At 71.4% G+C, this 23,663-nt stretch carries 24 protein-coding genes and 3 tRNA genes; 16 read left to right on the forward strand and 11 right to left on the reverse strand.

The features are described from left to right. The first annotated feature begins 273 nt into the window (after positions 1-273). The 5 genes from IGA62_RS18635 to IGA62_RS18655 all read left to right on the forward strand — a co-directional run bounded on the left by IGA62_RS18635 (position 274) and on the right by IGA62_RS18655 (position 4,386). Positions 274-1,212: an HPr family phosphocarrier protein gene (locus IGA62_RS18635; protein ID WP_145819561.1), complete on the forward strand. Its 939-nt coding sequence runs from the start codon at positions 274-276 to the stop codon at positions 1,210-1,212. A gap of 19 nt (positions 1,213-1,231) precedes the next feature. Further along, entirely contained in the window at positions 1,232-2,098 is an 867-nt protein-coding gene (locus IGA62_RS18640; protein ID WP_145819560.1) for a peptidyl-prolyl cis-trans isomerase, read from the forward strand. Then, entirely contained in the window at positions 2,095-2,523 is a 429-nt protein-coding gene (locus IGA62_RS18645; protein WP_145819559.1) for a hypothetical protein, read from the forward strand. The genes IGA62_RS18640 and IGA62_RS18645 overlap by 4 nt, the downstream gene beginning before the upstream one ends. Before the next feature lie 208 nt (positions 2,524-2,731). Continuing rightward, complete coding sequence (locus IGA62_RS18650; RefSeq protein ID WP_145819558.1) at positions 2,732-3,565, forward strand: O-methyltransferase; 834 nt, start codon at positions 2,732-2,734, stop codon at positions 3,563-3,565. Further along, positions 3,562-4,386, forward strand: coding sequence for an MOSC domain-containing protein (locus IGA62_RS18655; RefSeq protein WP_145819557.1), 825 nt, complete (start codon positions 3,562-3,564; stop codon positions 4,384-4,386). Before IGA62_RS18650 ends, IGA62_RS18655 begins: the two co-directional genes overlap by 4 nt. Before the next feature lie 86 nt (positions 4,387-4,472). Here the strand turns inward: IGA62_RS18655 and IGA62_RS18660 are convergent. From IGA62_RS18660 to IGA62_RS18690, 7 genes are all read right to left on the reverse strand, one after another. Beyond that, a tRNA-Leu gene (locus tag IGA62_RS18660) sits at positions 4,473-4,555 on the reverse strand. Next, positions 4,541-5,455 (reverse strand): helix-turn-helix domain-containing protein, encoded by a 915-nt coding sequence (locus IGA62_RS18665; RefSeq protein ID WP_198501082.1) that lies wholly within the window; start codon positions 5,453-5,455, stop codon positions 4,541-4,543. Before IGA62_RS18665 ends, IGA62_RS18660 begins: the two co-directional genes overlap by 15 nt. 74 nt (positions 5,456-5,529) lie before the next feature. Beyond that, on the reverse strand, positions 5,530-6,006 hold the full coding sequence (gene bcp, locus IGA62_RS18670) for a thioredoxin-dependent thiol peroxidase (RefSeq protein ID WP_145819556.1): 477 nt from the start codon (positions 6,004-6,006) through the stop codon (positions 5,530-5,532). Positions 6,007-6,041: 35 nt separating this feature from the next. After that, positions 6,042-7,163, reverse strand: a complete 1,122-nt coding sequence (locus tag IGA62_RS18675; protein ID WP_232624691.1) for a hypothetical protein — start codon at positions 7,161-7,163, stop codon at positions 6,042-6,044. Beyond that, on the reverse strand, positions 7,160-7,876 hold the full coding sequence (locus IGA62_RS18680; RefSeq protein WP_091457967.1) for a DsbA family protein: 717 nt from the start codon (positions 7,874-7,876) through the stop codon (positions 7,160-7,162). The genes IGA62_RS18675 and IGA62_RS18680 overlap by 4 nt, the downstream gene beginning before the upstream one ends. Then, positions 7,869-8,393 (reverse strand): MauE/DoxX family redox-associated membrane protein, encoded by a 525-nt coding sequence (locus IGA62_RS18685; RefSeq protein WP_145819555.1) that lies wholly within the window; start codon positions 8,391-8,393, stop codon positions 7,869-7,871. Before IGA62_RS18685 ends, IGA62_RS18680 begins: the two co-directional genes overlap by 8 nt. A 57-nt stretch (positions 8,394-8,450) precedes the next feature. Continuing rightward, positions 8,451-9,029 carry a sigma-70 family RNA polymerase sigma factor gene (locus tag IGA62_RS18690; RefSeq protein ID WP_145822141.1) on the reverse strand — a complete coding sequence of 193 codons (579 nt, stop codon included), beginning with the start codon at positions 9,027-9,029 and terminating at the stop codon, positions 8,451-8,453. 164 nt (positions 9,030-9,193) lie between these two features. Between IGA62_RS18690 and IGA62_RS18695 the strand changes: the two genes are divergently transcribed. The 4 genes from IGA62_RS18695 (at position 9,194) to IGA62_RS30975 (ending at position 13,432) form a co-directional block, all read left to right on the forward strand. After that, positions 9,194-9,838 (forward strand): zf-HC2 domain-containing protein, encoded by a 645-nt coding sequence (locus IGA62_RS18695; RefSeq protein WP_145819554.1) that lies wholly within the window; start codon positions 9,194-9,196, stop codon positions 9,836-9,838. Between the two features lie 43 nt (positions 9,839-9,881). Next, positions 9,882-11,558: a copper resistance CopC/CopD family protein gene (locus IGA62_RS18700; RefSeq protein ID WP_145819553.1), complete on the forward strand. Its 1,677-nt coding sequence runs from the start codon at positions 9,882-9,884 to the stop codon at positions 11,556-11,558. Positions 11,559-11,572: 14 nt separating this feature from the next. Then, positions 11,573-12,301, forward strand: a complete 729-nt coding sequence (locus tag IGA62_RS18705) for a YcnI family copper-binding membrane protein (protein WP_145819552.1) — start codon at positions 11,573-11,575, stop codon at positions 12,299-12,301. A 153-nt stretch (positions 12,302-12,454) separates the two neighbouring features. Beyond that, positions 12,455-13,432, forward strand: a complete 978-nt coding sequence (locus IGA62_RS30975; protein WP_145819551.1) for a hypothetical protein — start codon at positions 12,455-12,457, stop codon at positions 13,430-13,432. 130 nt (positions 13,433-13,562) lie between these two features. Here the strand turns inward: IGA62_RS30975 and IGA62_RS18715 are convergent, their stop codons facing one another. Continuing rightward, on the reverse strand, positions 13,563-14,924 hold the full coding sequence (locus tag IGA62_RS18715; RefSeq protein ID WP_145819550.1) for a glycosyltransferase family 87 protein: 1,362 nt from the start codon (positions 14,922-14,924) through the stop codon (positions 13,563-13,565). 74 nt (positions 14,925-14,998) lie between these two features. On the opposite strand from IGA62_RS18715, the gene orn reads away from it, so the two are divergent. The 3 genes from orn (at position 14,999) to IGA62_RS18730 (ending at position 16,252) form a co-directional block, all read left to right on the forward strand. Beyond that, positions 14,999-15,589, forward strand: a complete 591-nt coding sequence (orn, locus tag IGA62_RS18720) for an oligoribonuclease (protein ID WP_145819549.1) — start codon at positions 14,999-15,001, stop codon at positions 15,587-15,589. 109 nt (positions 15,590-15,698) lie between these two features. Further along, positions 15,699-15,774: transfer RNA gene (locus tag IGA62_RS18725), tRNA-His, on the forward strand. A gap of 142 nt (positions 15,775-15,916) precedes the next feature. Next, on the forward strand, positions 15,917-16,252 hold the full coding sequence (locus tag IGA62_RS18730) for a hypothetical protein (RefSeq protein ID WP_145819548.1): 336 nt from the start codon (positions 15,917-15,919) through the stop codon (positions 16,250-16,252). Positions 16,253-16,319: 67 nt separating this feature from the next. On the opposite strand, the gene IGA62_RS18735 is transcribed toward IGA62_RS18730, so the two are convergent. Further along, positions 16,320-17,582: a L,D-transpeptidase gene (locus tag IGA62_RS18735; protein ID WP_145819547.1), complete on the reverse strand. Its 1,263-nt coding sequence runs from the start codon at positions 17,580-17,582 to the stop codon at positions 16,320-16,322. A 101-nt stretch (positions 17,583-17,683) separates the two neighbouring features. Beyond that, positions 17,684-18,961 carry a L,D-transpeptidase gene (locus tag IGA62_RS18740; RefSeq protein ID WP_145819546.1) on the reverse strand — a complete coding sequence of 426 codons (1,278 nt, stop codon included), beginning with the start codon at positions 18,959-18,961 and terminating at the stop codon, positions 17,684-17,686. Between the two features lie 188 nt (positions 18,962-19,149). Here IGA62_RS18740 and IGA62_RS18745 point away from each other — a divergent pair. Both IGA62_RS18745 and IGA62_RS18750 read left to right on the forward strand, forming a co-directional pair. Next, positions 19,150-19,225 (forward strand) — tRNA-Lys (locus tag IGA62_RS18745). Between the two features lie 264 nt (positions 19,226-19,489). Then, a complete protein-coding gene (locus IGA62_RS18750; RefSeq protein ID WP_145819545.1) occupies positions 19,490-19,930 on the forward strand; it encodes an NUDIX hydrolase in 441 nt (146 codons plus the stop codon). On the opposite strand, the gene IGA62_RS30980 is transcribed toward IGA62_RS18750, so the two are convergent. After that, complete coding sequence (locus tag IGA62_RS30980) at positions 19,896-20,222, reverse strand: histidine phosphatase family protein (protein WP_145822140.1); 327 nt, start codon at positions 20,220-20,222, stop codon at positions 19,896-19,898. The genes IGA62_RS18750 and IGA62_RS30980 overlap by 35 nt on opposite strands. A gap of 169 nt (positions 20,223-20,391) precedes the next feature. Here IGA62_RS30980 and gltX point away from each other — a divergent pair, with 169 nt between their 5' ends. Further along, complete coding sequence (gene gltX, locus IGA62_RS18760) at positions 20,392-21,795, forward strand: glutamate--tRNA ligase (protein ID WP_145819544.1); 1,404 nt, start codon at positions 20,392-20,394, stop codon at positions 21,793-21,795. Positions 21,796-21,919: 124 nt separating this feature from the next. Then, positions 21,920-23,638, forward strand: a complete 1,719-nt coding sequence (gene argS, locus IGA62_RS18765; RefSeq protein WP_145819543.1) for an arginine--tRNA ligase — start codon at positions 21,920-21,922, stop codon at positions 23,636-23,638. Positions 23,639-23,663 lie beyond the last annotated feature (25 nt).

The following is a 23,663-nucleotide window of genomic DNA, read 5'->3' on the forward strand; positions in this document are numbered from 1 at the left end:
GGTCTGTGGCGGCGGGCGGTGGTCTGGTGGGCGCGGTGGTTCGCACGACTTCGGCGAGCGTGCTGGCCTGCGGGGTGACAGTCGCCCCTGGTGGAAGAGGGTCGGTGCGCATTTAAGATCCTTGCGGCGAGGCATTGACAGCTGTTACATCTATCAACGACGATCGTTATCGCCAATGGCAATCCGGGTGCCATCGCGGCGGTCGCTTCGTTCGGAAACCTCAGGAGCGATCACTTTTGATGCGTACCCCACGGGACTTCGATGGGGGAATGCATGAAACGTCGGATCTCCTCACCTCTCCGTCTCTCCAAGATCCTGGTTGTCGGCGCCGCGCTCCTCCTGGTGACGCCGCCGGTCACGTCAGCAGCCTCCGCGGCGCCGCTGGCGCAGCCGCTGGCCAGCAACGACTTCCGCATCACCGCGTCGTCGGCCAGCCACGACACCGGCACCTTCGCCCGCTCGGCTACGGTGATCGAGTTCGCGGCCTCGGCCGAGAACGCCGTGTCGACGGAGGTGACGCTCTCCGTCGGCGGGAAGAAGTTCACGGCCAGCAAGGACATCGCGAGCGGCTCCGCCCAGTGGTCCGGAGAAGGCGCCGCGTTGCAACCGGACGAGAACCTGGCGCTCGACGCCTTCGCCAAGGCCCTCGAGTCGGAGTGGGTCGAACCGGCCAGTGCCACGAAAGCACCGATCTCGTTGCACCGGGACCTGACCATCCGCCTCGCCATGCTTCTTGCCGAGGCGCCCCCCGGCACCAGGATCGGAACCCAGGCCGTGCCCCGCCCGGCGGAGCGATACGGTGACCGGAAGCTTCCGGACAGCGCCGCCAAGGTGGAGTCGTGCCTCAAGGAGGGCCTCTTCGCCACCGAGAAGGACAGCGCGGAGCGGAGGGCGGTGATCGCCGCCTGCCAGGAAAGCAACGAGGACGGAATCTGGTACACCGGATGCAACGTGAACGAACTGGTGCTTCACGATGCGGACAGCCACTGCTTCCTGGGTGAGACCGTCTACGTCGGCCCGGCCTCGTACGACTGCATGGGTAAGTGCGGTGGTGGCTGCTTCATCATCACCGGCTACACCTACGACTGTGCTGACCACGATCGCTGTGGCCGGGTCCACGGTGGATCGACGGACCCCTGGGACAGCGAGTGCGGCGACGAGTACTGGGAAGCCGACGACGACTTCCTGTGGTCGACGAACCAGTGCGGCTAGAGCCAGATCCTCTCGTACGATGAAACGACTTCTTCTCACCGTGTCGATCGTCGCGCTCGCACTGGTGGCGACCGGTTGCGGGTCCACGGACCGTTCCGTGGACCCGCCGCCGAACGCTCTGGCCACCGTGGCAGGCGAACCCGTCACCGTCGAGCAGGTTCGGGGGCTGATTCCCGACAGTCCCCTGCCGGCGGTGTTGGTGGCAGGCGGCTACGCCGGTCCGTGGCCGGAGGCGCTGGAGCTGGCGATCCGGGACGAGCTGCTGGGGCGGGAAGCCGCTCGCCGGGGCCTGCGCGGGTCAACCAGGGCCGAACAGATCGCCAAACTGATCACTCAGGAGCAGCGCAGTGCTGCTGGCCTCGCCGCTGAGAGCATCAGCGACGGGGAAGCCCTCGCCTGGTACCAGGAGCACCGCAGCTTGTTCGGAAACGTGGCACAGGCCGAGGTGGCCTGGGGTGAGTTCGCTGACCCTGCGCAGGCCAGAACGGCTCTGGAGCGTGCGGCTGATACCGATCAGACGACGTTTCAGGGGCTGGTGCGTGAGGGCGGTGCGAAGGGCAGCGGTACGGCCACCATTGACGACCATGGTGAGGGTGCCGATCCGATGATCTCGCGCGCGGCCTTCGCGGTCGGCGCGGCCGGGGGAGTCGGACTGTCCGCGGATCCGCAGAACAACCGGTGGTGGGTGGTCCGCGTCGAGCGCATCTCGTTCAAGAAGATGAACTGGGACGCGGTGCTGGCCTACAAGGTGAAGTCGGCGATGGCCACGTATCGTCAGGAGGAACACCTGGGCCGGCTCGCTGACTCGTTGCGGAAGAAGTGGCCGGTCGAGGTGTACGAGACCCGGCTCGCTGACATCGCCGCGACAGAGGAGCCACCGAAATGACCATAGCCGCGATAGTTGGCGGAGTTGTTGCGCTGTTCGTCGCCGTGGCAGCGCTCATGTACCTGAGCAGGCACCGTGCCGCACCTCAGGCCGTCGGTCGGGTGCTGAGACTGCTGGCGTTCGCCGCCACGATCGGGATCGCCGCGGCGCTGCTGCCGTTCACGGTCTCGGACAGTGGCGCGTCCGCCAGCTACCTGCTGGGTGTGCCGGTAGTGGCGGCCGCATGTCCCCTGGTCGCAGACCTGGTCGGCCGTGCTGTCGCCGTCACGACGACGATCGGGGCCCTGGTGATGCTGGCGTGGGGCCTCCTGCTCGGCCTCGGCATCGGACTCTGGTTCCTCCTTCCGGCCCTGCTGCTGGGGGCGGCGGTGGTGGCCAGCATCCCTTCGCGGCGTACGGCGGTGACCGGCAACCGGGGTGACTGACGTCCGGATCATCTCCGTTGGGTACCCGACACCCACGAAAACCCACCGACCGCCGCCGGCGCACCGCCGTCGAACCCCGGACCCGCAGGTGACGGCCCTTCCGGCCGCCGTGCCGGCCCGTCGACGGCGGTCCTGCGCGGCCCATCCGGACCGGAAGCGGGAAACTCGTGGTGGCGCCCGCCCCCGGTACGGGTGGTAGAACCCTTCCGTGGACGCAACCAAGCTTCGTCGGGCCATCGCCCGCACCCCCCTCGCCCCCGTGGCCGCCTTCCCCAAGCGGCTGGTCCGGGTCGCCCGGCACGACACCAAGCTGCTGAAGGTCTCCGCCCGATGGCTGATGACCTCCCGGGAGCACCACAACTACACGTACGACCTCACCTGGCTGAGCAAGAGTCACCTCGCCTGGTTCGTCAGCGTCGTCTGCGACACCCCGGTCAAGCAGATCCGGGCGTACATCCAGGAGATCGAGGGCGACGAGAACCTGCGCCGGCACATCGAGCAGACCACCCAGGGCGCCGCCCGGCGTGGTCTCGCCGACCGCCAGGTCCGCTACGCCCGCCGCGTCGGCTGGTACGCCATCGTCCGGGCCCGGCGCCCCCAGCACGTCGTCGAGACCGGCGTGGACAAGGGCCTCGGCAGCTGCGTCCTCGCCGCCGCCCTGCTGCGCAACGCCGCCGAGGGACACCCCGGCCGGCTCACCTCCCTCGACATCAACCCCGAGGCCGGCTACCTCGCCCGCACCGCGCCCTGGTCCGACGTGGTCGACCTGGTCATCGGTGACTCCATCGCCTCCATCAACGCGCTGGACCGCCCGGTCGACCTCTTCCTGCACGACAGCGACCACAGCAAGGCCCACGAGAAGCGGGAGTTCGACGCGGTCGAGCCGAAGCTGGCGCCGGGCGCCATGCTGCTCACCGACAACGTCACCGTCACCCACGTCCTCGCCGACCACGCCGAGCGCACCGGCCGGCGTTTCCTCGCCTACCGGGAGACCCCGATCAACCACTGGTACCCCGGTGACGGAATCGGCGTCGCCTGGTGAAACTGGCATCCGTCCACACGTACCCGGTCAAGGGGTGCCACCGGCTCGACCACGACACGGCCCGGGTCGACCCCTGTGGCCTGGCCGGTGACCGCCGCTGGATGATCGTCGACGCCGACGGCATCGGCGTGACCCAGCGGCAGCACCCGGTGCTGGCCACCCTGCGGCCGGCCACCCGGCCCGGCGGGCTGGTGCTACGCGGCCCCGGCCGCCCCGACCTGGAGGTGCCGGAACCGGTCGGTGCCGCCCCGGTCACGGTCCGTACCTTCCGGCACCGGAAACTGCCGGTCGACGCCCTCCCCGCCGGCCCGGCGGCCGACGCCTGGCTCACCGCCGTGCTCGGCAGGCCGGTCCGGCTGACCTGGCTCGCCCAGCCCACCCGGCACATCGCTCGGGGGGAGCGCGCCCACGACACCGGCGACCAGGTCAGCTTCGCCGACGTCTACCCGCTGCTGCTGACCGTCACCGCCTCGCTGGAAGCGCTGAACGGCTGGCTGGCCGAGGCGGGCTCGGCGCCCGTGCCGATGACCCGCTTCCGGCCCAACGTGGTGGTCGAGGGCGCACCGGCCTGGGCCGAGGACGGCTGGGCCGGCCGGACCCTGCAGATCGGCGCGACCACCTTCCGCGCCGCCGGGGCGTGCGCCCGCTGCGTGGTGACCACCACCGACCAGGAGACCGGGGTACGCGGACACGAACCGCTGCGGACCCTCGTCCGGCACCGCCGTGTCGACCAGAAGATCCTGTTCGGACTTCACCTCGTCCCCGTGTCGACCGGCGCGGTCGGCGTCGGCGATCCGGTGCGGGTCGATCCGGCGTCCTGATCCCTCGTCGGGGCGACACTCGGCGGCCCGATCGACATGGCTGCCCGTGCCAGCGCTGGTACGGGCAGCCATGTCGCCGGATCTCGTGCGGGAGAGGGGACTCGAACCCCTACGCCCGAAGGCACAGGAACCTAAATCCTGCGTGGCTGCCTAATTACACCACTCCCGCCTGCCCAGAGAGTCTAGTGCGTCGCGCTCGTGCCGTGTGGAGCCCGGCGGCCCGCAGGACGTTGGACACCGTTCCGTGACTGGGCCTCTCCCGCCCCTCGGTGGCGGCTCGGATCAGATCGGCGAGTTTTCGGGGACCCAGGTCGGGGTTCGCCAGCGCGTACCGGACCACGAGCGCGTGGTCGACGACCGACCCGCGAGGAATCCGTGGTTGCGGCGCGATCGTGCCGGTCTGCTCCAGGCGGTGGCGGAGCCGGTAGACGTGGTTGCGGTGACAGCCGATCCGGCGACCGGCCTCCACCGCGGTCATCGCGCCGGCCGCCACCTGCCGGACCAGCGCCTCGACATGACGCGGATCGAGCGGCCGGGGGTGGTCGATCCGGTCCGGGTCATGACCGGTCGGCGGCTGCCCGGCGCTCGCCGGCGACGGAGCGGGCCGGCGGTTGCGGCCGGCGTACGTGGCGGTCTGGCTGTGGCAGTTCGGGCACAACAGGCGCAGGTTCGGCGGGCGGTTGTCGAGGAAGTCACCGTTGACGTGGTCGACGTGCAGGGTGAGCGGCCCGCCCCGCCACGTCGTGCCGACGTTGCACTCCTCGCACCGTTCCGGGACGCCGATGTCGCACAGGGCCCACTTCAGCCGGGTGCCGGGCGTACGGCGGGAGCCCTCCGGTAGCTGGACCAGCAGCATCGCGGAGGAGACCCGGTGGCGGGGACCGCGCAGCCCACGGGGACGCCCGGTGAAGTGGGAGGTGTCGACGCCGAACCGTTTGAGCTGACGACTGATGTGGGCGTGCGAGCCGCCGCTGATCCGTACGCCCAGCAGGCGCATCACGTCGGTGACGTTGCGGGCGCGCGCCGCCGCGTCGGCGAGCACCTCCGGGGTGTACCGGTACCGGACCACGTACGCACGGTAGCGGTCCGGTACGACGATTTCCCGGGCCGAGACGGGCCGCCCGGACGGCAGCCGGTGGCTCCTCAGTCCAGCCCGAGGTCGCGGCGCAGCTTGGCGACGTGCCCGGTGGCCTTCACGTTGTAGAGCGCCCGTTCGATCTTCCCGGCCTCGTCGACGACGAAGGTGGAACGGATCACCCCGGTGACCGTCCGGCCGTAACTCTGCTTCTCGCCGAACGCCCCGTATGCGGTGAGCACCGCCTTGTCGGTGTCGGCGACCAGGGGGAAGGTGATGGCGTCGCGCTCGCGGAACTTCGCCAGCTTCTCCGGCTTGTCCGGGGAGATGCCGATTACCTCGTAGCCGGCGGCCTGGAGGGAGGCGAGCGAGTCGCGGAAGTCGCAGGCCTGCTTGGTGCAGCCCGGGGTCATCGCGGCCGGGTAGGCGTACAGGATCACCCGGCGGCCCCGCAGGTCGGCCAGGGAGAGCGTGCTGCCGGTGTCGGTCGGCAGGGTGAAGTCCGGCGCGGGGTCGCCGGGGCTGAGACGGTGCGGCGCGGTCATGCCCGAGACCCTACGGCCTCCGTCCGGGCTGGCGCCTAACCGGCACGCTCGGGTCGGAGGTGTCCGATGCCGGTCGGCCGGCGGCGGGTCGCCTCGGCGACCGCGCGACTCGCCGCGTGCAGCCGGAACACCCCGGCCATGGTGGCCCCCGCCCCGGTGACCAGGATCAGCGTGACCACCAGCCGGACGGGTTGGGCCGGCCAGGGCAGCGGGGGCACCGAGCGGGCGAGCACCGCCGCGTTGGTCACCCCGGCGAACAGGGCCAGGCAGGCACCGGCGAGGGCCAGTCCGAAGTCGGCGGCGGCGTGCCGGGTCAGCGCCCAGCCACCGGCGGCGACCGCGCCGAGGCCGGTGATGAGGGCCCAGGTCTGGCCGGTCAGCAGGGCGACGAGCAGCCCGCCGGCCCCGTCGGCCCCGGCGTCGAGGGCCCGGCCGACCGCGACCGCAACGGCGGCCAGCCCACCCACGGCGAGCAGCGCGCCGAGCCCGGCCAACACCCGCCGGCCGGCCACCGTGCCGGCCGGTGCCAGCCCGAGCGCGCCCACCGCGAGCGTGCCGAGGGCCACCGCCGCCCACCAGGGGTACGGGTCCGGCGGGGGCACCCAGTCCAGGGTGCCCCGCAGCTCCACGGCGGTCTCGCCGTCGCGTAGCGGCACCACCCAGTCGCGTACCCGGTGTTCCCGGTCGGGGGCGGCGCCGACCTGCGGCGGCGGGCTGGACTCCCGCCACAGCGCCCGTTGGTCGTGCCAGCGGGCCACCGGTTCGTTCGTCACCCGTTGCCAGGACGGCTCGGCGGTCGGGTCGGCGTCGGCGGGCACGGCGGTCTCGCCGGCGATGGTCCGGTTGAGGTACGTCGCCGGGGAGCGGACGTTCTCGTACACCCCGTCGGGGCGCACCTGGAGGTACGGCTCGCCGGAGTAGCCGAGGACGGTGACCGTCCGGTCGGTGTGGTTGCGCAGTTCCAGCCGCGCGCCCGCCTCCACCGTCCGGACGTCCACGCCGTCGAGGGCCGGGGCCAGCCCGGTCACCCCGACCCGGTAGTCGCTGCCGTTCGGGGCGTCCGCGCCGTGCGCGGCGGCCGGGACGGCGGTGGCCAGCAGCGCGACGAGCGCCCCGACCAGGGGCACTCCCGCCCGGAGCAGCAGCGACCGGATCACCGGGCGGCTGCCTCGACGGCGGCGGTGATGGCGTCCGGGGTCGGGTTCTCGATCGGCTTGCCGTCGACCAGGACGGTCGGGGTGCCGGTGATCCCGGCCCGGCTCGCCTCCTCGGTCACGTGTTCGGTCCACGGCTTGAAGGTGCCCTCGCGCAGGCAGGAGGCGAACCCGTCCCGGTCGATGCCGACCTCGGCGGCGATGTCGGCGAGGTCGTCGTCGCTGAGCCCCGCGCCGCCCTCCGGCGGCTGTCGCTCGAAGAGCGCCTTGGCGTACTGCCGGTACCGACCACCCTCGGCGGCGCAGCCGGACGCGGCCGACGACCGGGTGGAGTACTGCGTGGACGAGAAGCGGTTGAGGTACGCCACCGGGTGGTACACCACCCGGACCTTGCCCTGGTCGATCAGCGTGTCCAGGGTCGGGCCGCTGAGCTGCTCGAACTGCTTGCAGGCCGGGCAGATGAAGTCCTCGTACACGTCGATGGTGACCGGGCCGGAGCCGGCCACGACGCCGGTGCCCGCGTCGTTCGCGCCGGTCGGCGCGGTGAAGTCGTCGGAGCGCTGCGCGGCGTAGACGCTCCAGCCGATCAGTCCGGCGATCACCAGCACCGCCACGGCGGCCACCGAGGTCCAGAGCGTGCGGCGTCGGCGGCGCTCCCTGGCGAGCTGCTCGCGGACCACCCGGGAGGCGTCCTTCTGCCCCTTGCGACTACTCATCCTCGTCCTCCGTGGCCGGTGTGCCCGACAGCCACCCGTCCACCGAGGCGGGGGTGCGGGGCCAGATCAGCAGGAACCCGGCGAGTGCCAGGAAACCCAGGTCCCGGAGGATCTCCGGGAGGTAGGCGGGGCTCTGGCCGGCGGCGAGTTCGCCGCCCCCACCGAAGCACCCGCAGTCGATGGCGAGGCCCCGCGTCCAGGCGGAGACGATGCCCGCGACGAAGACCACCAGCAGCGCCGCCGAGAAGCCGGCGGCGAGCCGGGTGGCCAGCCCGACGAGCAACAGGACACCGAGCGCCAGCTCCACGAAGGGCAGTGCCGCGCCGACGACCATCGCCAGGTCGTACGGCATGACCTGGTACGCGTTGACGGCCCGCCCGGAGGCGGCCAGGTCGCCGACCTTGCTGCCGCCGGCGGCGAACCACACCGCGGCGAGGCCGAGCCGGGCGGCGACGGCGAGCCAGGGACGGAGGAGGGGCCAGCTCACGACCCGGGGGCGGGGTGCGGTCACGGTCATTGGTCGCTCCGATCCACCGTGAAGTTCCGTGGTCCGTGCCACTGCCCCGACCCCGCCTCAACTGCCCAGGGCGTCGCCGACCGCCTCGAGCAGGTCGCCCCGGGCCCGGGCCACCCGGGACCGGATGGTGCCCACCGGCACGCCGCCGACCGCCGCCGCCTCCGCGTACGACAGGCCGAGGACCTGGGTGAGCACGAACGCCTCACGCCGGTCTGCGGGGAGCCGGCGGAGCAGGTCGGCGGCGCCGAGGTGCCCGGCCGGGTCGGGGTGCGGCCGGTCGGTGTACGCCTGCGCGGCGAGCCGCTCGTCGAGCCGCCGCCGCCGGACCACGGTGCGCAGGTGGTCGGCGCAGGTCCGCCGGGCGATGCCGAGCAGCCAGGTACGCGCGCTGGCCCGTCCCTCGAACGCCGGTAGCGCCCGGAACGCCCGCAGGTAGGTCTCCTGGGTGAGGTCGTCGGCGTTGTCCGGGTCGATCAGGGCGGCGACGAAGCGCCACACCTCGGCCTGGGTGAGCCGTACGAACGCGGCCTGGGCCACCGGGTCGCCGTCGCGGGCGGTGAGCGCCCAGCGGGTCGCCGGGTCGGGCCCGGTGGTGGTGGGGTCCGCCGGGTCGCCCGGCGGACCCCACGCGGGCACGGCCGGGGTGTCGGCGGTGCGGCCGACCCCGGCGGCATCCAGCGGCGCGGGGATCACGACACTCCAGGTTACGCGGAGACGACGGAGCGGACAGAGACCTTCGGCACTTCCATGGCGTGCGCCACGCCGGGAACCAATCGGACCCGGCGACCGACTATCCCACCATGACATGCGACGACGTACGCGCGGCGCTGTCGGCGCGGCTGGACGGCGAGGATCCGGGCACGCCGCCGGCCACGCTGGACGCGCACATCTCCACCTGCTCCGGGTGCCGGAGCTGGCTGGCCCGGGCCGAGCAGGTGACCCGACTGGTCCGGGTGCAGGCCGTGGCCGTGCCCGACCTGACCGCCTCGGTGCTGGCGGCGGTGGCCGCCGACCAGCAGGCTGCCCGGGCGGCGGCGATGGCGGCGGTCCGGGCCCGTCGGCAGGTGCTCCGGGTGGCGGTGGGGGTGGCCGCGGCGGCCCAGCTCGCCATCGCGCTGCCGATGCTCCTCGCCGGCCTCGGCGTGGCCGTCGACCCGCACACCAGCCGGGAGATGGCCTCCTTCGACGTGGCGCTCGCGGTGGGCTTCGCGCTGGCCGCGTACCGGCCGGAACGGGCCCAGGCGTTCGTGCCGGTGGCCTTCGTGCTGGCGGTCTGCCTGGCCGGCACCAGCGCGGTGGACATCGCCAACTCGACGACCGCCCTGGTGCACGAGATCGGTCACCTGGCCGCGGTGGTCCAGGCCGGTCTGCTCTGGGCGCTGGGCCGCACCACCCGCCAGGTGGACCGCCCGCTCGTGGCGCCCGCCGTGGCGGGACCGGGGTGACCTGGGTCGGCGATGCCAGGTCACGTCGGCGAGCATTGCCGCTATGACTGCTCCGACACCCCTCTCGCGCCGCACCCGTGCGCACCCGCTCGTCCGCCTGGCGGCCGGTGCCGGCCTCCTGGTCGTCCTGGTCGCGCTGCTGCTCGCCCCGGCCGGTCCGGCGAGCGCGCACGCGGTGCTGGTGAGCAGCAGTCCGGCCGCCTCCGCGGTGGTGCCGAGCGCCCCGGCCGAGGTGGTGCTGACCTTCAGCGAGTCGGTCCGGCAGGTGCCCGGCAAGATCCGGGTGCTCGCCCCGGACGGGTCGCGGGCCGACCGGGGTGAGCCGGCCTTCGACGGTTCGGTGGTGACCCTGCGGCTCGCCCCGGACGGTGCGCGCGGTACGTACCTGGTCAGCTACCGGGTCGTCTCGGCCGACAGTCACCCGGTCTCCGGGGCGTTCACCTACTCGGTCGGCGCGCCGTCGACACCGCCGGTCGACTCCGGGACGGTCAGCCGGGCGGACCCGGTGGTGGGGCTGACGATCAAGGTCGCCAAGTACCTCACCTACGCGGGCCTGCTGCTGCTGGTCGGCCCGGTGTTGATGATCGGCGCGTTCTGGCCGCGCCGGCTGTCCCGTACCGGCCCGGCCCGGGTCGCCTGGGCGGGGTTCGGGCTGGTCGCCGTCGGCACCCTGGTGGGGCTCTGGGCCCAGGTGCCGTACACCGCGGGTGGGGGGCTGCTCGACGTCGACGGCGCGGGCCTGCGGGATGCGCTCGGCAGCGACTTCGGTCTGGCGCACCTGGTCCGGCTCGGGTTGCTGGCCGCGTCGGCGTTCCTGCTGCGACCGCTGCTGGCCGGGCGCGGGGGCCGGGCGGACCGGGTGATCCTGGCCACCCTCGGCGGCGCGGCGCTGTTCACCTGGCCGCTGGCCGGGCACCCGGCGGCCTCGCCCGCGCCGCCGCTGTCGATCTTCGTCGACGCCGTGCACCTGGGCAGCATGGCGGTGTGGCTGGGCGGGCTGGTGGTGCTCGCCGGATTCCTGCTGCCCGGAGCCGAGGAGCACGAGCTGGGCGCGATCCTGCCGGTCTGGTCGCGGTGGGCGGCGCTCGCCGTGGCCGCCCTCCTGCTCGCCGGCACGGTGAACGCGCTGATCGAGGTGGGCAGCCCGGCCGCGTTGGTCGACACCACCTACGGGTGGCTGCTGGTCGCCAAGATCGCCTTGTTCGCGCTGGTGGTCGGGGTGGCGGCGGTCTCGCGTAACCTGGTTCGCCGGTGGCGGGAGGCGGCCCGGCCGAGGCCGCTGCGCCGGGCGCTCTGGCTGGAGCTGGCGGTCGCCGCGGTGGTCCTCGGGGTCACCGCCACGCTGGTGCAGACCACGCCGGCCCGCACCGCCGGAGCCGACGTCACCAGCACCCGCAGCACGCTCTTCACCACCACCCTGACCAGCTCGCTCTACTCCCTCCAGGTGGAGGTGGACCCGGCCGAGCCGGGCAACAACTCCATGCACCTGTACGCGTACTCATCGGACAACCGCCCGCAGCCGGTGGTGGAGTGGCGGGCCACCGTCGCGCTGCCGTCGGCCGGGATCGAGCCGATCGAGATCACCCTGCTGCCGCTGACCGACAACCACGCCACCGGGGAGATCAACCTGCCGGCGTCGGGTGAGTGGCAGCTCCGGGTCACCGTCCGCACGTCAGAAATCGACCAGGCCACGGTGAGCACCACCGTGCCCGTCCGTTAGGAAGGTTCCGTCCCATGATCCGTCACCGGCGTACCGCAGCCGCCGCTGCCGCCGTCGTCCTCGGCACCGTCGCCACCGCCGTCCTCGGCTTCGCTGGGCCGGCCTCGGCGCACGTCACGGTCAACCCGAAGGAGGCCACCCAGGGCAGCTACGGCCGGTTCGCGTTCCGGGTGCCGAACGAGAGCGACACCGCCTCGACCGTGAAGGTGGAGGTGGTGCTGCCGGAGAACGCCCCGGTCGGCTCGGTCTCCACACTGCCCGTGCCTGGTTGGACGGTGACAGTCGAGAAGCGCAAGGTCGACCCACCGGTGGAGGTGCACGGCAGCCAGCTCTCCGAGGTGGTGTCGAAGCTCACCTGGACGGCCGCCGCGGGTGGCGGGGTGCGGCCGGGCGAGTTCCAGGAGTTCCCGGTGTCGCTGGGGCCGCTGCCGCAGACCGACCGGATGGTCTTCAAGGCCCTCCAGACCTACTCCGACGGCAACGTGCAGCGCTGGATCGAGGAGCCGACCGCCGGCGGCGAGGAGCCGGAGAGCCCCGCGCCGGTGCTGGCCCTCGCCGCGGCGGCCCCGTCGGCCGCGCCGGCGGCCCGGGACGCCGATGACGACGACGCCGACGAGGTGTCGGACGACACCGGGCTGGCCACCGGGCTCGGGGTCGCCGGTCTGGTCGCCGGCCTCGCCGGCCTGGGGCTGGGTGGCGCCGCGTTCGCGCGTACCCGCCGGGGGCCGGTGCGGGACGCCTGAGCCGCGACCCGTACGTCCCTGACCGGCCCCGTCGGGTGTCCGACGGGGCCGGCGCGTGGGAGCCACTGTCCGCTTGGTTCCGATATCCGGGGATTGCGCCACTTGTCTAGGTAAGGTCGTCCAGGTACCCGGCTCAGGAGGAGGACGACACGGATGCGGTTCGCGCGGGCGCTCGCCGGAATGCTGTTGCTGGTCATCGCGATACCGGTGCTCGTCGCCGGCGGCGCGCTCTGGGTCGTCGCCCGGCACACCGATCCCGAGGGCGGGTTCCGCGCCCGGTTCGAGCCGGTGGCCGTCGACGGCCACGCCGTGGTCGTCACCGACCTGTCCGGCCTGCTGCGCCGGGACGTGCCGTTCGTCCACGCCGGACCGAACCGGCTCCGGCTGACCGCCCGTACCGCCGAGGGGCCTGCCTTCCTCGGGCTGGCCCCGACCGCCGAGGTGGACCGCTGGCTGGGCGACGCGCCCCGGGCCACCCTGACCCGCGTGGTGGTGGCCCGGGGTGCGCTGCCGGCCCGGATGGAACCGGCGGGCCGTGCCGAACCCGCCGACCCGGCCCCCGGGCCGGTCGGCCGGCCCTTCTGGCTGCGGGAGGGCATCGGCGTACTGGAGTGGAGCCCGGCCGAGTTCGGCGACCGGCCGCTGAGCCTGGTGTTGATGCACCCGGACGGCCGGGCGGGCCTGGCCTTAGACGTCCGGGCCGAACTGCGGCCCGGCTGGCTCACCCCGGCCCGCTGGGCGGTGCCCGCCGGCGGGGCGCTGCTGGTGGCCCTGGCTCTGCTGCTCCTGTTGCGCCCGCCCCGCCCCCGGGAGGTGGTCTTCGTGGTCGAACCGGACCAGGTGCCGATCCTCGCCCAGCGGCTCGGTGTGACCTCGCTCAGCGCGCTCGGTTCGTCGAGCGGTGGCCCGCCTCCGGCGTCACCGGCCGAGCGGACCCTGGTGGCGGTGGGGTCGGGCGGCCGTACCGCCATCGGGCCGGTGCCGGCCGGTCGCCCGGCCACCCTGGCGGACCTGCCCGCCGGTGCGTGCGGGACGGAGCGGGAACCCCGCCCGGTCGTCCCGCCCGATCTGTTCTGGCCGCCACTGTCGCCCGGCGGCGGGGCGGCCCGGGACTGCGCGGACCCGGACTGACCCGGGCCCCGCACGGCGGGTGGCCCTCCGCGCTGCCGACGCGGAGGGCCACCTTCACCGGGGGATCGGTGCTACCTGAGAGAACGTCTGAGGTAGGTGGTACCAGATTAACCGGAAAATACGCTACCCGTCAGTTCTGTCCATTTGATGCAAGTTTCGCCTTCGGGCGCCAGCGGGTCCACCGGGACGGCCGCGCGCGGGGCACGTGCGGACCCGCCTCGGCCACCCGGTCCCCGGCGGCCGGTCGAACCGGCAGCACCACCAGCAGCAGGAGCGAGAGCAGGACGTAGGTGTTGCGGGTCAGCACGTCGAGCGGGTCGTCGGTTCGGGCCGGACCGGCCCCCCAGTCCTGGAACGAGACCACGCCGTAGGCGATCACCAGGTAGGTGGTGACGCTCGCCACCACCAACCACGAGATCCGGGAGCGACCAGCGGCCGGGCCGGTGTCGTCGGCCCCGGGGCGGGTGCGGTCCGGGCCGAGCCCGGCGTCGAGCATGATCACCACAGCCGGGATGAACCAGTAGATGTGGTGGGTCCACGTGATCGGGCTGACCAGCCCGCCGACCAGGCCGGTCAGGGTCAGGCCGGTGAGCGCGTCACCGGCGCGCGCCGCGCGCCACGCCCGCCACAGGCCGTACACGGTCACCGCCGCCACCAGCAGCAGCCAGACCAGCCGGTCCGGCTTCTCGGGCACGGTGAAGCGGCTCAGCAGCCCGAACAGGGACTGGTTGCCGGTGTAGTCGGTCCGTCCCACCCGGTCGGTGGCCCACAACTCGTGGGTCCAGAACCGCCACGAGTCGCGCGGTGCGACCGCCGCCGCCAGCAGTGTCGCCGCCGCCGCGGTCGCGCTCGCCACGATCGCCGCCCGCCACCGCCGGGTCACCAGCAGGTAGACGATGAAGATGCCCGGGAAGAGCTTGAGCGCCGTCGCCAGCCCCACCGCCACCCCGGCCCAGCGACTTCCCCGGGGTACGGCGAAGAGCAGGTCGGCCAGGATCAGCACCACCAGCAACATGTTGATCTGGCCGAAGGTGATGGTCTCCCGGGTGCTCTCCACCGCGAAGGCGAGCAGGACCGCCACGGTCAGGGTGAACAGGCGGGGCAGGTCGTGCCGGGCGATCACCGGGCCGGCCAGCCACCGGGTCGTCACCACCACGCCGACCGCGGTGAGCGCCGTGAAGACCGCGATGGTCGCGCCGAGCGGGAGCGCCGCGAACGGCCGCAGCAACAGCGCGCTGAACGGCGGGTACGTGAAGTAGAGCGCACCCTGGACCCGGTCCGGCTGGCTGTAGTCGTAGAGCGGGTTGCCCGCCGCCCACCACTCCATCGCCCGCATGTAGATCTTCAGGTCGAAGAAGTCGTGCACGAGCCCCGGCAGGTAGAGGGCGGGCAGCACGGCGGCCAGGGCCAGGACGGTCAGGAGCCGACGGACCCTGCGACCGCCCGGGTCCTCCTCGACCAGGGCGGACGGAGCGGCAGGTTCGGCTGGCACGGGGAAACCCTAACGGTCGGTCCGGCCGACGGTGCGCAGGCGCGGGCCGTCTGTGCTGCGCGTAGTCTGGTCCGGTGGCTGATCTTCTCGTCTGGATCGATTGTGAGATGACCGGGTTGGACCTCGGCCGGGACGCGCTGATCGAGGTCGCCGCGCTCGTCACCGACCCCGACCTCAACGTGCTCGGCGACGGCGTGGACGTGGTGATCCACGCCGACGAGGAGAAGCTGGCCGGGATGCCGGAGATCGTCCGGACCATGCACGAGAAGTCCGGCCTCACCGAGGAGGTGCGTCGCTCCACGGTAACCCTCGCCGAGGCCGAGGACATGGTGCTGGAGTACGTCGCCGGTTTCGTGAAGGAGCCGCGTACCGCCCCGCTCTGCGGCAACTCCATCGCCACCGACCGGGGCTTCCTCGCCCGGGACATGCCCCGCCTCGACGGTCACCTGCACTACCGGATGATCGACGTCTCCTCGATCAAGGAACTCTGCCGGCGCTGGTATCCCCGGGTGTACTTCGGGCAGCCGGCCAAGGGGCTGGCGCACCGGGCGCTGGCCGACATCCGGGAGAGCATCCGGGAGCTGGAGTACTACCGGCGTACCCTGTTCGTCCCGCTCCCCGGGCCGGACGTGGAGACCGCCAAGGCGATCGCCGCGGAGCTGTAGGGCGCTGTTCCGAACCCGGGGGTGGAACCCGCTCGACGGGAGCGGGAGGGGTGTGGCTATCATTGGTCGGCGCGCCCGCCCGGGTCGGTGATCCGGGCGCGACGGCATGGTGGCTGTAGCTCAGTTGGCAGAGCACCGGGTTGTGGTCCCGGGTGTCGTGGGTTCAAATCCCATCAGTCACCCCAGTAAGCAGTGAGCCCCCTCCACGGAGGGGGCTCACTGCTTTTCCGCTCCGGTTCGGACCGTGGCGGCTCCCGCCAATCACGGGTCGAAGTTGATGGATGTCAGGGAGCGCGTTCCGCGGTACCTGCCGGTACCGTACGTAGCATGACTACAGTTGCGCCTCGTCAGGCACCGATAACCGTGATCCTGGCCGCCGTGGTGTTCCTGCTCGCCGGTCTCCAAGCTGTCCTGCGCATGTACGACGGGCTCGACGGCGGTGCGGGCGGCATCATCGTCGCCCTCATCGCGGCGGTGATCTACCTCGCCATCGCGTACGGGCTCTGGAAGGGCAACAAGATCGCCTGGATCCTGGCCGTCATCGGTGGCGCGCTGGCCGTACTGAGCATCTTCAGTGGGGACTGGCTGTCCTTCGCCACCGGCATCGTCCTGCTCGTGCTCCTGCTGCTCCCGCAGTCCCGTCAGTGGTTCAACCGGGCATGAACGACGACGGCCGGAGTGGCCCGCCTGCACTGCGGGCCGCCCCGGCCGTCACGCGCTGACCGTCAGCTCACGGCGTCGTCGACGGCGTCGCCTCCGGCTCGTACGGCAGGGCGCTGCCCTTGACGTACTCCTCCCAGCTCATGTTCCAGTCCGTCCAGCCGTTGCCGTTCTGGAGCTTGCGCTCGGTGCCCTTGACGGTGACCGGGTCACCGATCCGGGTCTGGTTGAACAGCCACGCGCCGTCGGCCATGGAGACGTTCACGCAGCCGTGCGAGACGTTCACCCGACCCTGCTGTCCCTCCGACCAGGGTGCGGCGTGGATGAACTCCCCGCCCCAGGTGAGCCGCTGCGCGAAGTCGATGTCGGTGCGGTAGCCGTCCTCCGGCCCCAGCTCGTCGAAGGTGTCGAAGACCGTCTCCTTCAGCTTCTCGATGACCACCATCGTCCCGCTGGACGACGGGGTGCTCTTCTTGCCGAGGCTGACCGGAATGGTCTTGATCACCTTGCCGTCCCGGGTGACCGTCATCCGCTTGGTCTTGTTGTCGACGGTCATCACCGTCGCCGCACCGATCTTGACGTCCACGGTCAGGTCGGCCCGCCCGTACCAGCCGTCACCCAGCGGTAGACCGCCGGCCTGCACCTTGTACGACACCGTGGTGCCCGCCTGCCAGAACTCCTTCGGCCGGTAACGGGCCTCGGTGGGGCTGACCCAGTGCCAGACGCCCTCCTGCGGCGGGTCGGAGCGGACGGTCATCCGGCGCTGCACGTCGTCGCGGTGGTCCTCCGGAATCGCCCGGCCGAACTTGACGATCAGCGGCATGCCGACCCCGACCACCTGGCCGTCGCCGAGGAAGCTGGTCACCCGCACCTGGTTGGCTGGCTTGGCCATCGTGGTGAACGAGTGCGATGCGGTCGCGGTCTTCCCGTCCGAGCCGGTCGCCGTCACGGTGGCCGTGTACGTCGTGCCGTACTCCAGGGCCTTGGACGGCAGCCAGTTCTTCCCGTCGGCGGCGAGCGTGCCCTCGACGACCGCGCCGGCCGGGTCCTTCAGCTCGACGGCCGCCTCCTGGGCCTTCTCGGCGGTGAAGGCGATCCCGGTCGAGGCCGGCACGTCCTTCGCGTCGGCCGGCGGAGTGGTGATCGTCACCGCCGCCTCGGGTGCCTTCTCACTGGCGCCCGGCGGAGCCGCCGGCCCGTCGTCGCCGCCACCGGTGCAACCCGAGGTCAGCGCGAGCGCGACGGCGAGCACCCCCGCCGCCGCGAACCCGCCGCGTCGCCGGCCGCGCCGGGCGCCCCTGCTCCGGATCAGCTGGTTCTGGTCAGCTCGCATGTCGTCCTCACAGTCGTGGTCCGGAAACCATCGTCTCTCACCAGACGCAGAGAACCCGGTACCCGTTTCGGGGCGTGAAGGAAAACACGCGACCCCGGTCGTCAGAGTGCCAGCGTGGCACCCTCTCCACCGTCCGGTACCGGCAGCGCGCTGCCCTTGACGAACTCCGCCCAGCTCAGGCTCCACGCCGTCCAGCCGTTACCCGGGGTGAGCTTGCGCTCCGTGCCGGTGATCGTGATCGGGTCGCCGACCAGGGTGCGCTGGAACAGCCAGCGGGCGTTGTCCATGGAGACGTTCACGCAGCCGTGCGAGACGTTGCGCCGCCCCTGGTGCTGCACCGACCAGGGCGCCGCGTGAATGTACTCGCCACCCCAGGTGAGCCGCTGCGCGAAGTCGATCTCGGTGACGTAGCGGTTCGCCGGGTCCGGGTCGTCCCGGGTGTCGAAGACCGTCGCCTCCTTCTTCTCCATCACCACCATGGTGCCGCTGGAGGAGGGGGTCTGCTTCTTGCCCAGGCTCACCGGCACGGTCCTGACCACCTGGCCGTTCTCGTACACGGTCATCTGCTTGGTGGCGTTCGCGACCTTCATCTCGAAGGCCCGGCCGATCTTCGCGCTGGCCCGGCGGTCGACGTTGCCGTACTTCCCGTTGCTCAGCGGGATGCCCTCCAGGGCGATCCGGACGGTGAGCCTCGTGCCCGGCTTCCAGTACTCGGCGCCCCGGTAGTAGGCCTGGGTTCCGTTGGACACCCAGTGCCAGGCACCCGGCTGCGGCGGGTCGGTCTGCACGAACATCCGCTTCTGCACCGCCGCCCGGTCCTTCTTCGGGATGCCCGGGGAGAACTCGGTGACCACCGGCATCGCCACGCCGTAGGTCTTGTCGTCGAAGAGGTAGAGCCCGGAGCCGATGGTCGACTTCGGCTTCTTCATCGTGGTGAAGGTGCTGGTGCCGGTCACCTGGCCGGCGGTACCGGTGCCGGTGACCGTGGCGGTGTAGCGGGTCCCGTACTTCAGCGGGGCGGCCGGCACCCAGGACGAGCCGTCGGTACGGGGTGCGCCCGCGACCCGCTTGCCGTCGGCCGTGGTGAGCGCGACATCGGTGATCTTCACGCCCGGGGTGCCGGCGGCGATCTCCGTGCTCACCGGTCGGTTCGTCGCCCCGTCCGCCGGACTGATCGTCACCGTCTGCGCCGGTCCACTCGACCCCGGCGTCCCCTCCCGGTCGCCCACCGGGGCCGCCACGCCCGTCTCGGGAGACCCCGACGGGCCGCCGCCCACGAACGCCGGCTTCTGCGGGTCGGGACCGCAACCCGTCAGTGCGATCGACGCTGTCACAGCCAGGGCGCACACCATCGCCCCGGCCCGCGCGAACCTGCCCATCCCCACCTCGGTTTCTCGCGTGCCTGGCGCACATCGTGCCGTATCGGCGCCCGGGACTGATCCCCACTGACCGGATTCCCGGGGCTTTTGCCTGGATATGGCCGTTAATCTCGTCCGAAGAGGTGAGGAGGGGATCGGATTGGAACCCGGATCAAGGTGCGTGCTAAGGTTCTCTCCGTTGCCAACGAGCGCCGCTAGCTCAACTGGCAGAGCAGCGGACTCTTAATCCGCGGGTTCGGGGTTCGAGTCCCTGGCGGCGCACCAGCAATAAAGGCTCTGACCTGGGGTTCCACCCTGGGTTGGAGCCTTTCTCGTTTCCCAGCCGGTGGCCCGGTGCTCGGTGGGTGCTCGGGAGCGGTTGGACCGTTCGGGCTCCCGGTGGACGGGTGGCGTGTCGGTGGAGAGATGGATCAACTGCCTGGCGCGTCGCGTCGGCGGGTGCGGCTTGGATCAGGTACCTCGTGGTGCCTCCAAAGATGCGACAGGTACCTACTGTTAGTGATTCCTGGGCGCGGATGGGGGCAAGTCGTGCGTCAGATCGTACGTAGGTCGGTGCGGGCCGTTCTGCTGGATGAGGACGACCGCCTCGTGCTGATCAAGCGGATCAAGCCCGGCCAGGCGCCGTACTGGACGACGCCGGGCGGCGGCCTGGAGTCGACGGATGTCTCCCTGGAGGCGGCGCTTCGCCGCGAGTTGCACGAAGAACTCGGTGCCGAGGCGGACCGGTTCACCCAGGTGTTCCTGTTCACCGCCTCCGCTGGTGAGGGCGTTTCCGTTCAGCACTTCTTCGCCTGTCGGCTACGTCAGCTGAACGAGGACGCCCGGACCGGGAAGGAGTTCGCTGATCCGTCGCGTGGCGGCTACCAGCTTGACCGGGTGACGATCGACAAGCTGCCTGCGGTGGATCTCAAGCCGGATGCACTGAAAGAGTTCATCATCTCCAACGAGGAGGCCCTGCTCTCCGTGTAGGGCAGGCTGGCCAGACCATCGCCGGCCCGAGTCTGAAGTCCCGGGCTGCCTGGAACGTGTCTTGCGGGCTGCGGGCACCGTTCAGGTTTGCGGCTACGGCGCCGATGAAGACGCGGTGCGACACGATGAGGGCTACGCCCTGCTGGGCGGCCTCGTGGGCGCGCGATACGGCTTCCATCGCGCGTTGTCGTAGCGCTGTCAGGCTCTCCCCACCATGGAGAGCCGAATCCGGATCACGAAGGCGTTCGCTGCACCACGCTTGGTACTCGGTCGGGTACTCGTCAGGGCTCAGGTCGAGTACGCAGTCGGGTGCGCGCCATTCCGCGTAGGGGCGCGGCTGTCGCTTCCAGCACCCCGTTCACAGCAGGTCTGCGCAGATCGGGGGCGCCCCGTCTCGCCTCGGAAGCTCCGGCCCGGATATCGGTGAGGCTGACCATCGGTTGTTCGGTAGCCTGCTATCCGTGACCAGCTCCGATCTCCGCGTCCGCTTCGCACCCTCCCCGACAGGCATGTTCCACGTAGGCAACGCCCGGTCTGTCCTGTTCAACTGGGTGCTGGCCCGACAGTCGGGCGGAACGATGGTGCTGCGGATCGAGGACACGGACGCGGCGCGGAACCGCCCGGAGTGGGTGCAGGGCATCCTCGATGCGATGGAGTGGCTCGGCATCGGCCCGAGCGAGTACGAGGGTCCGCTGTTCCAGTCCGACTTTGCCCCGCAGCACCGCGAGGCGATCGACCGGCTTCTCGCCGCCGGTCGCGCCTACTACTGCGACTGCACCCGGGACCAGGTCATTGCGCGTACGGGCAGCGAGCACAAGGGCTATGACGGTTTCTGTCGGGACCGTGCTCAGAGCGCCGGCGAAGGTCGTGCGCTGCGCTTCCGTACGCCGGACGACGGCTCGACGGTGATCGTCGACCTGGTACGCGGAAAGCCGACCTTCGACAACAAGTTGATCGAGGACTTCGTGATCGCCCGTGGCGACGGGTCGCCGGTGTTCCTGCTGGCGAACGTGGTCGACGACATGGTCATGGGCATCACCCATGTGATCCGGGCGGAGGAGCACCTGCCGAACGCACCCAAGCAGCAACTGCTGTGGGAGGCGCTGGGCGCTGAGCCCCCGGTGTGGGTGCACGCGCCGATCCTGGTCAACGAGAAGCGGCAGAAGCTGTCCAAGCGTCGGGACCGGGTGGCCCTGGAGGACTTCCGGGCCGAGGGGTACCTCGCCGGGGCGATGCGGAACTACCTGATGCTGCTCGGGTGGGCACCTTCCGGTGACCGCGAAATCCTGCCCTGGGACGACATCGTGGCGGAGTTCCGCCTGGAGGACGTCAACCCCTCTCCGGCGTTCTTCGACGTGAAGAAGCTGCGGGCCTTCAACGGGGACTACATCCGGGCGCTGTCGGTGGAGGCGTTCATCGAGGCGTGTCAGCCCTGGTTGAGTGCCGAGGCCGCGCCGTGGCGGCCGGAGGCGTACGACGCCGACGCGTTCGCTGCGGTCGCCGAACTGGCGCAGACCCGGATCGCGGTGCTCTCCGAGATCGTGCCGATGGTCGACTTCCTGTTCCTCGACGAGCCGGTCACCGATGAGGCAGCGTGGGCGAAGGCCATGAAAGCCGAGGCCCCGGCGCTGCTGGCCGCTGTGGTCGAGGCGTACGAGACGTGCGAGTGGCAGACCGAGGTGCTCAAGTCGACGCTGGAGGCGATCGGCGCGGAGCGCGGGCTCAAGCTCGGCAAGGCCCAGGCACCGGTACGGGTCGCGGTGACCGGCCGTACCGTCGGGCTGCCGCTGTTCGAGTCGATCGAGATCCTCGGACGCGAGCGAACCCTGGCTCGCCTGCGAGCCGCACTCGACCGCCTGAGCTGACCCCTTCGCGACCGGCGGATCGATCCGCCGGTCAACCTGGTCGTCGATCGATCCGCTCCCCGAGCATTTCCCGGCAGATCCGCCTCCTTGCACGAGGCGGATCGGAGCGAGATTGGCGCACTTCATGGATCTTGAAAAGTTGCTGTCCGACCGGCTGGCGCAGGCGTTCTCAGCCGTGGCCGATGGGCCCGTCGACCCGGTCGTACGGCGGTCGCAGCACGCCGACTACCAATCCGACGCCGCCCTGTCCCTGGCGCGTCGGCTCGGCCGCCCGCCCCGGGACATCGCCACCGAGGTCTTCAGCCGGGCGGAGCTGGCGGACCTCTGTTCGGCTGTGGAGGTGTCCGGTCCGGGTTTCATCAACCTGACCGTCGCCGACCCGGCTCTCGGCAGGCTGCTGTCGCGGATGGCCGCCGACACCCGGCTCGGCGTCGCGGCGAGCGCCGCACCCCAGACGGTGGTCATCGACTACTCGGCGCCGAACGTCGCCAAGGAGATGCACGTCGGGCACCTTCGGTCGACCGTGATCGGTGACGCCGCCGTCCGGCTGCTGGAGTGGCTCGGACACCGGGTGATCAAGGCCAACCACCTGGGCGACTGGGGCACACCCTTCGGGATGCTCATCGAGCACCTGCTCGACCTGGGCGAGTCGGAGGCCGCCCACGAACTGTCCGTCGGTGACCTGGACTCGTTCTACAAGGCGGCCAGGGCGAAGTTCGACGCCGACGACGCGTTCAAGGAGCGGGCCCGGCGGCGGGTGGTCGCCCTACAGGGCGGCGACGAGCTGACCTTGCGGTTGTGGCGGCTGCTGGTCACCGAGTCGGAGAAGTACTTCCTCACCGTCTACGACCAGCTCGACGTCCTGCTCACCGAGAAGGACTTCTACGGCGAGAGCTACTACAACGACATGCTCGCCCCGGTGACCGAGGAACTGGATCAGCTCGGGCTGCTGCGGGACAGCGGTGACGCCGCCTGTGTCTTCCCGGAAGGCTTCGCCGGCCGCGACGGGCAGCCGTTGCCGATCATCGTGCGCAAGCGCGACGGCGGATACGGCTACGGCGCCACCGACCTCGCGGCGATCCGCCACCGGACCCGGGACATCGGCGCGACCCGGCTGCTCTACGTGGTAGGGCTGCCACAACGTCAGCACTTCGAGATGGTGTACGCGGTCGCCCGGCAGGCCGGGTGGCTGAGCCCGCCCGCGATGGCCGAACACATCGGCTTCGGCTCGATCCTCGGCTCGGACGGCAAGATGCTGCGCAGTCGGGCCGGCGACTCGATCAAGCTCGTCGGACTGCTCGACGAGGCCGTGACCAGGGCCGCCGACCTGGCCCGGCGGAAGAACCCCGACCTGCCCGAGGCGGCCATCGCCGACGTCGCCCGCGCGGTAGGCATCGGTGCCATCAAGTACGCCGACCTGTCCACCGACCGGATCAAGGACTACGTCTTCGACTGGCAACGGATGCTCTCCCTCGATGGCAATACCGCCCCGTACCTGCAGTACGCCCACGCCCGGATCCGGTCCATCTTCCGCCGCTCCGGCATCGATCAGTTCACCGCAGGACCGATCTCGATCGGTCACCCGGCCGAGCACGCCCTCGCCCTCGAACTGGTCAACTTCGGCAGTGTCGTCACCAGCGTCGAGCACACCCTGGAATTCCACCGGCTCGCCGGCTACCTGCACACTCTCGCCGCCACCTTCAGCGGGTTCTACGAGCACTGCCCGGTTCTGCGCGCCGCCGGCGAGGTACGCGACAGCCGGCTGGCCCTGTGCGACCTCACCGCCCGGATCCTGCACCGAGGTCTGTACCTGCTGGGCATCGCCACCCCGGACCGCATGTAGCCACTGCCCCCCGACCACTCCCGTG

Origin of the sequence: Micromonospora sagamiensis (assembly GCF_014680085.1) — a bacterium.
Classification (GTDB): Bacteria; Actinomycetota; Actinomycetes; order Mycobacteriales; family Micromonosporaceae; genus Micromonospora; species Micromonospora inyonensis.

Coding starts and splice junctions, on each gene's coding strand:
- IGA62_RS18740 (WP_145819546.1), bottom strand. CDS start 18,961: ATGGGCAGGTTCGCGCGGGCCGGGGCGATGGTGTGCGCCCTGGCTGTG.
- IGA62_RS18685 (WP_145819555.1), bottom strand. CDS start 8,393: ATGACCGTGACCGCACCCCGCCCCCGGGTCGTGAGCTGGCCCCTCCTC.
- IGA62_RS30975 (WP_145819551.1), top strand. CDS start 12,455: ATGCGGTTCGCGCGGGCGCTCGCCGGAATGCTGTTGCTGGTCATCGCG.
- IGA62_RS18695 (WP_145819554.1), top strand. CDS start 9,194: ATGACATGCGACGACGTACGCGCGGCGCTGTCGGCGCGGCTGGACGGC.
- IGA62_RS18735 (WP_145819547.1), bottom strand. CDS start 17,582: ATGCGAGCTGACCAGAACCAGCTGATCCGGAGCAGGGGCGCCCGGCGC.
- IGA62_RS18635 (WP_145819561.1), top strand. CDS start 274: ATGAAACGTCGGATCTCCTCACCTCTCCGTCTCTCCAAGATCCTGGTT.
- IGA62_RS18645 (WP_145819559.1), top strand. CDS start 2,095: ATGACCATAGCCGCGATAGTTGGCGGAGTTGTTGCGCTGTTCGTCGCC.
- IGA62_RS18680 (WP_091457967.1), bottom strand. CDS start 7,876: ATGAGTAGTCGCAAGGGGCAGAAGGACGCCTCCCGGGTGGTCCGCGAG.
- IGA62_RS18730 (WP_145819548.1), top strand. CDS start 15,917: ATGACTACAGTTGCGCCTCGTCAGGCACCGATAACCGTGATCCTGGCC.
- IGA62_RS18640 (WP_145819560.1), top strand. CDS start 1,232: ATGAAACGACTTCTTCTCACCGTGTCGATCGTCGCGCTCGCACTGGTG.
- IGA62_RS18700 (WP_145819553.1), top strand. CDS start 9,882: ATGACTGCTCCGACACCCCTCTCGCGCCGCACCCGTGCGCACCCGCTC.
- argS (WP_145819543.1), top strand. CDS start 21,920: ATGGATCTTGAAAAGTTGCTGTCCGACCGGCTGGCGCAGGCGTTCTCA.
- IGA62_RS18705 (WP_145819552.1), top strand. CDS start 11,573: ATGATCCGTCACCGGCGTACCGCAGCCGCCGCTGCCGCCGTCGTCCTC.
- bcp (WP_145819556.1), bottom strand. CDS start 6,006: ATGACCGCGCCGCACCGTCTCAGCCCCGGCGACCCCGCGCCGGACTTC.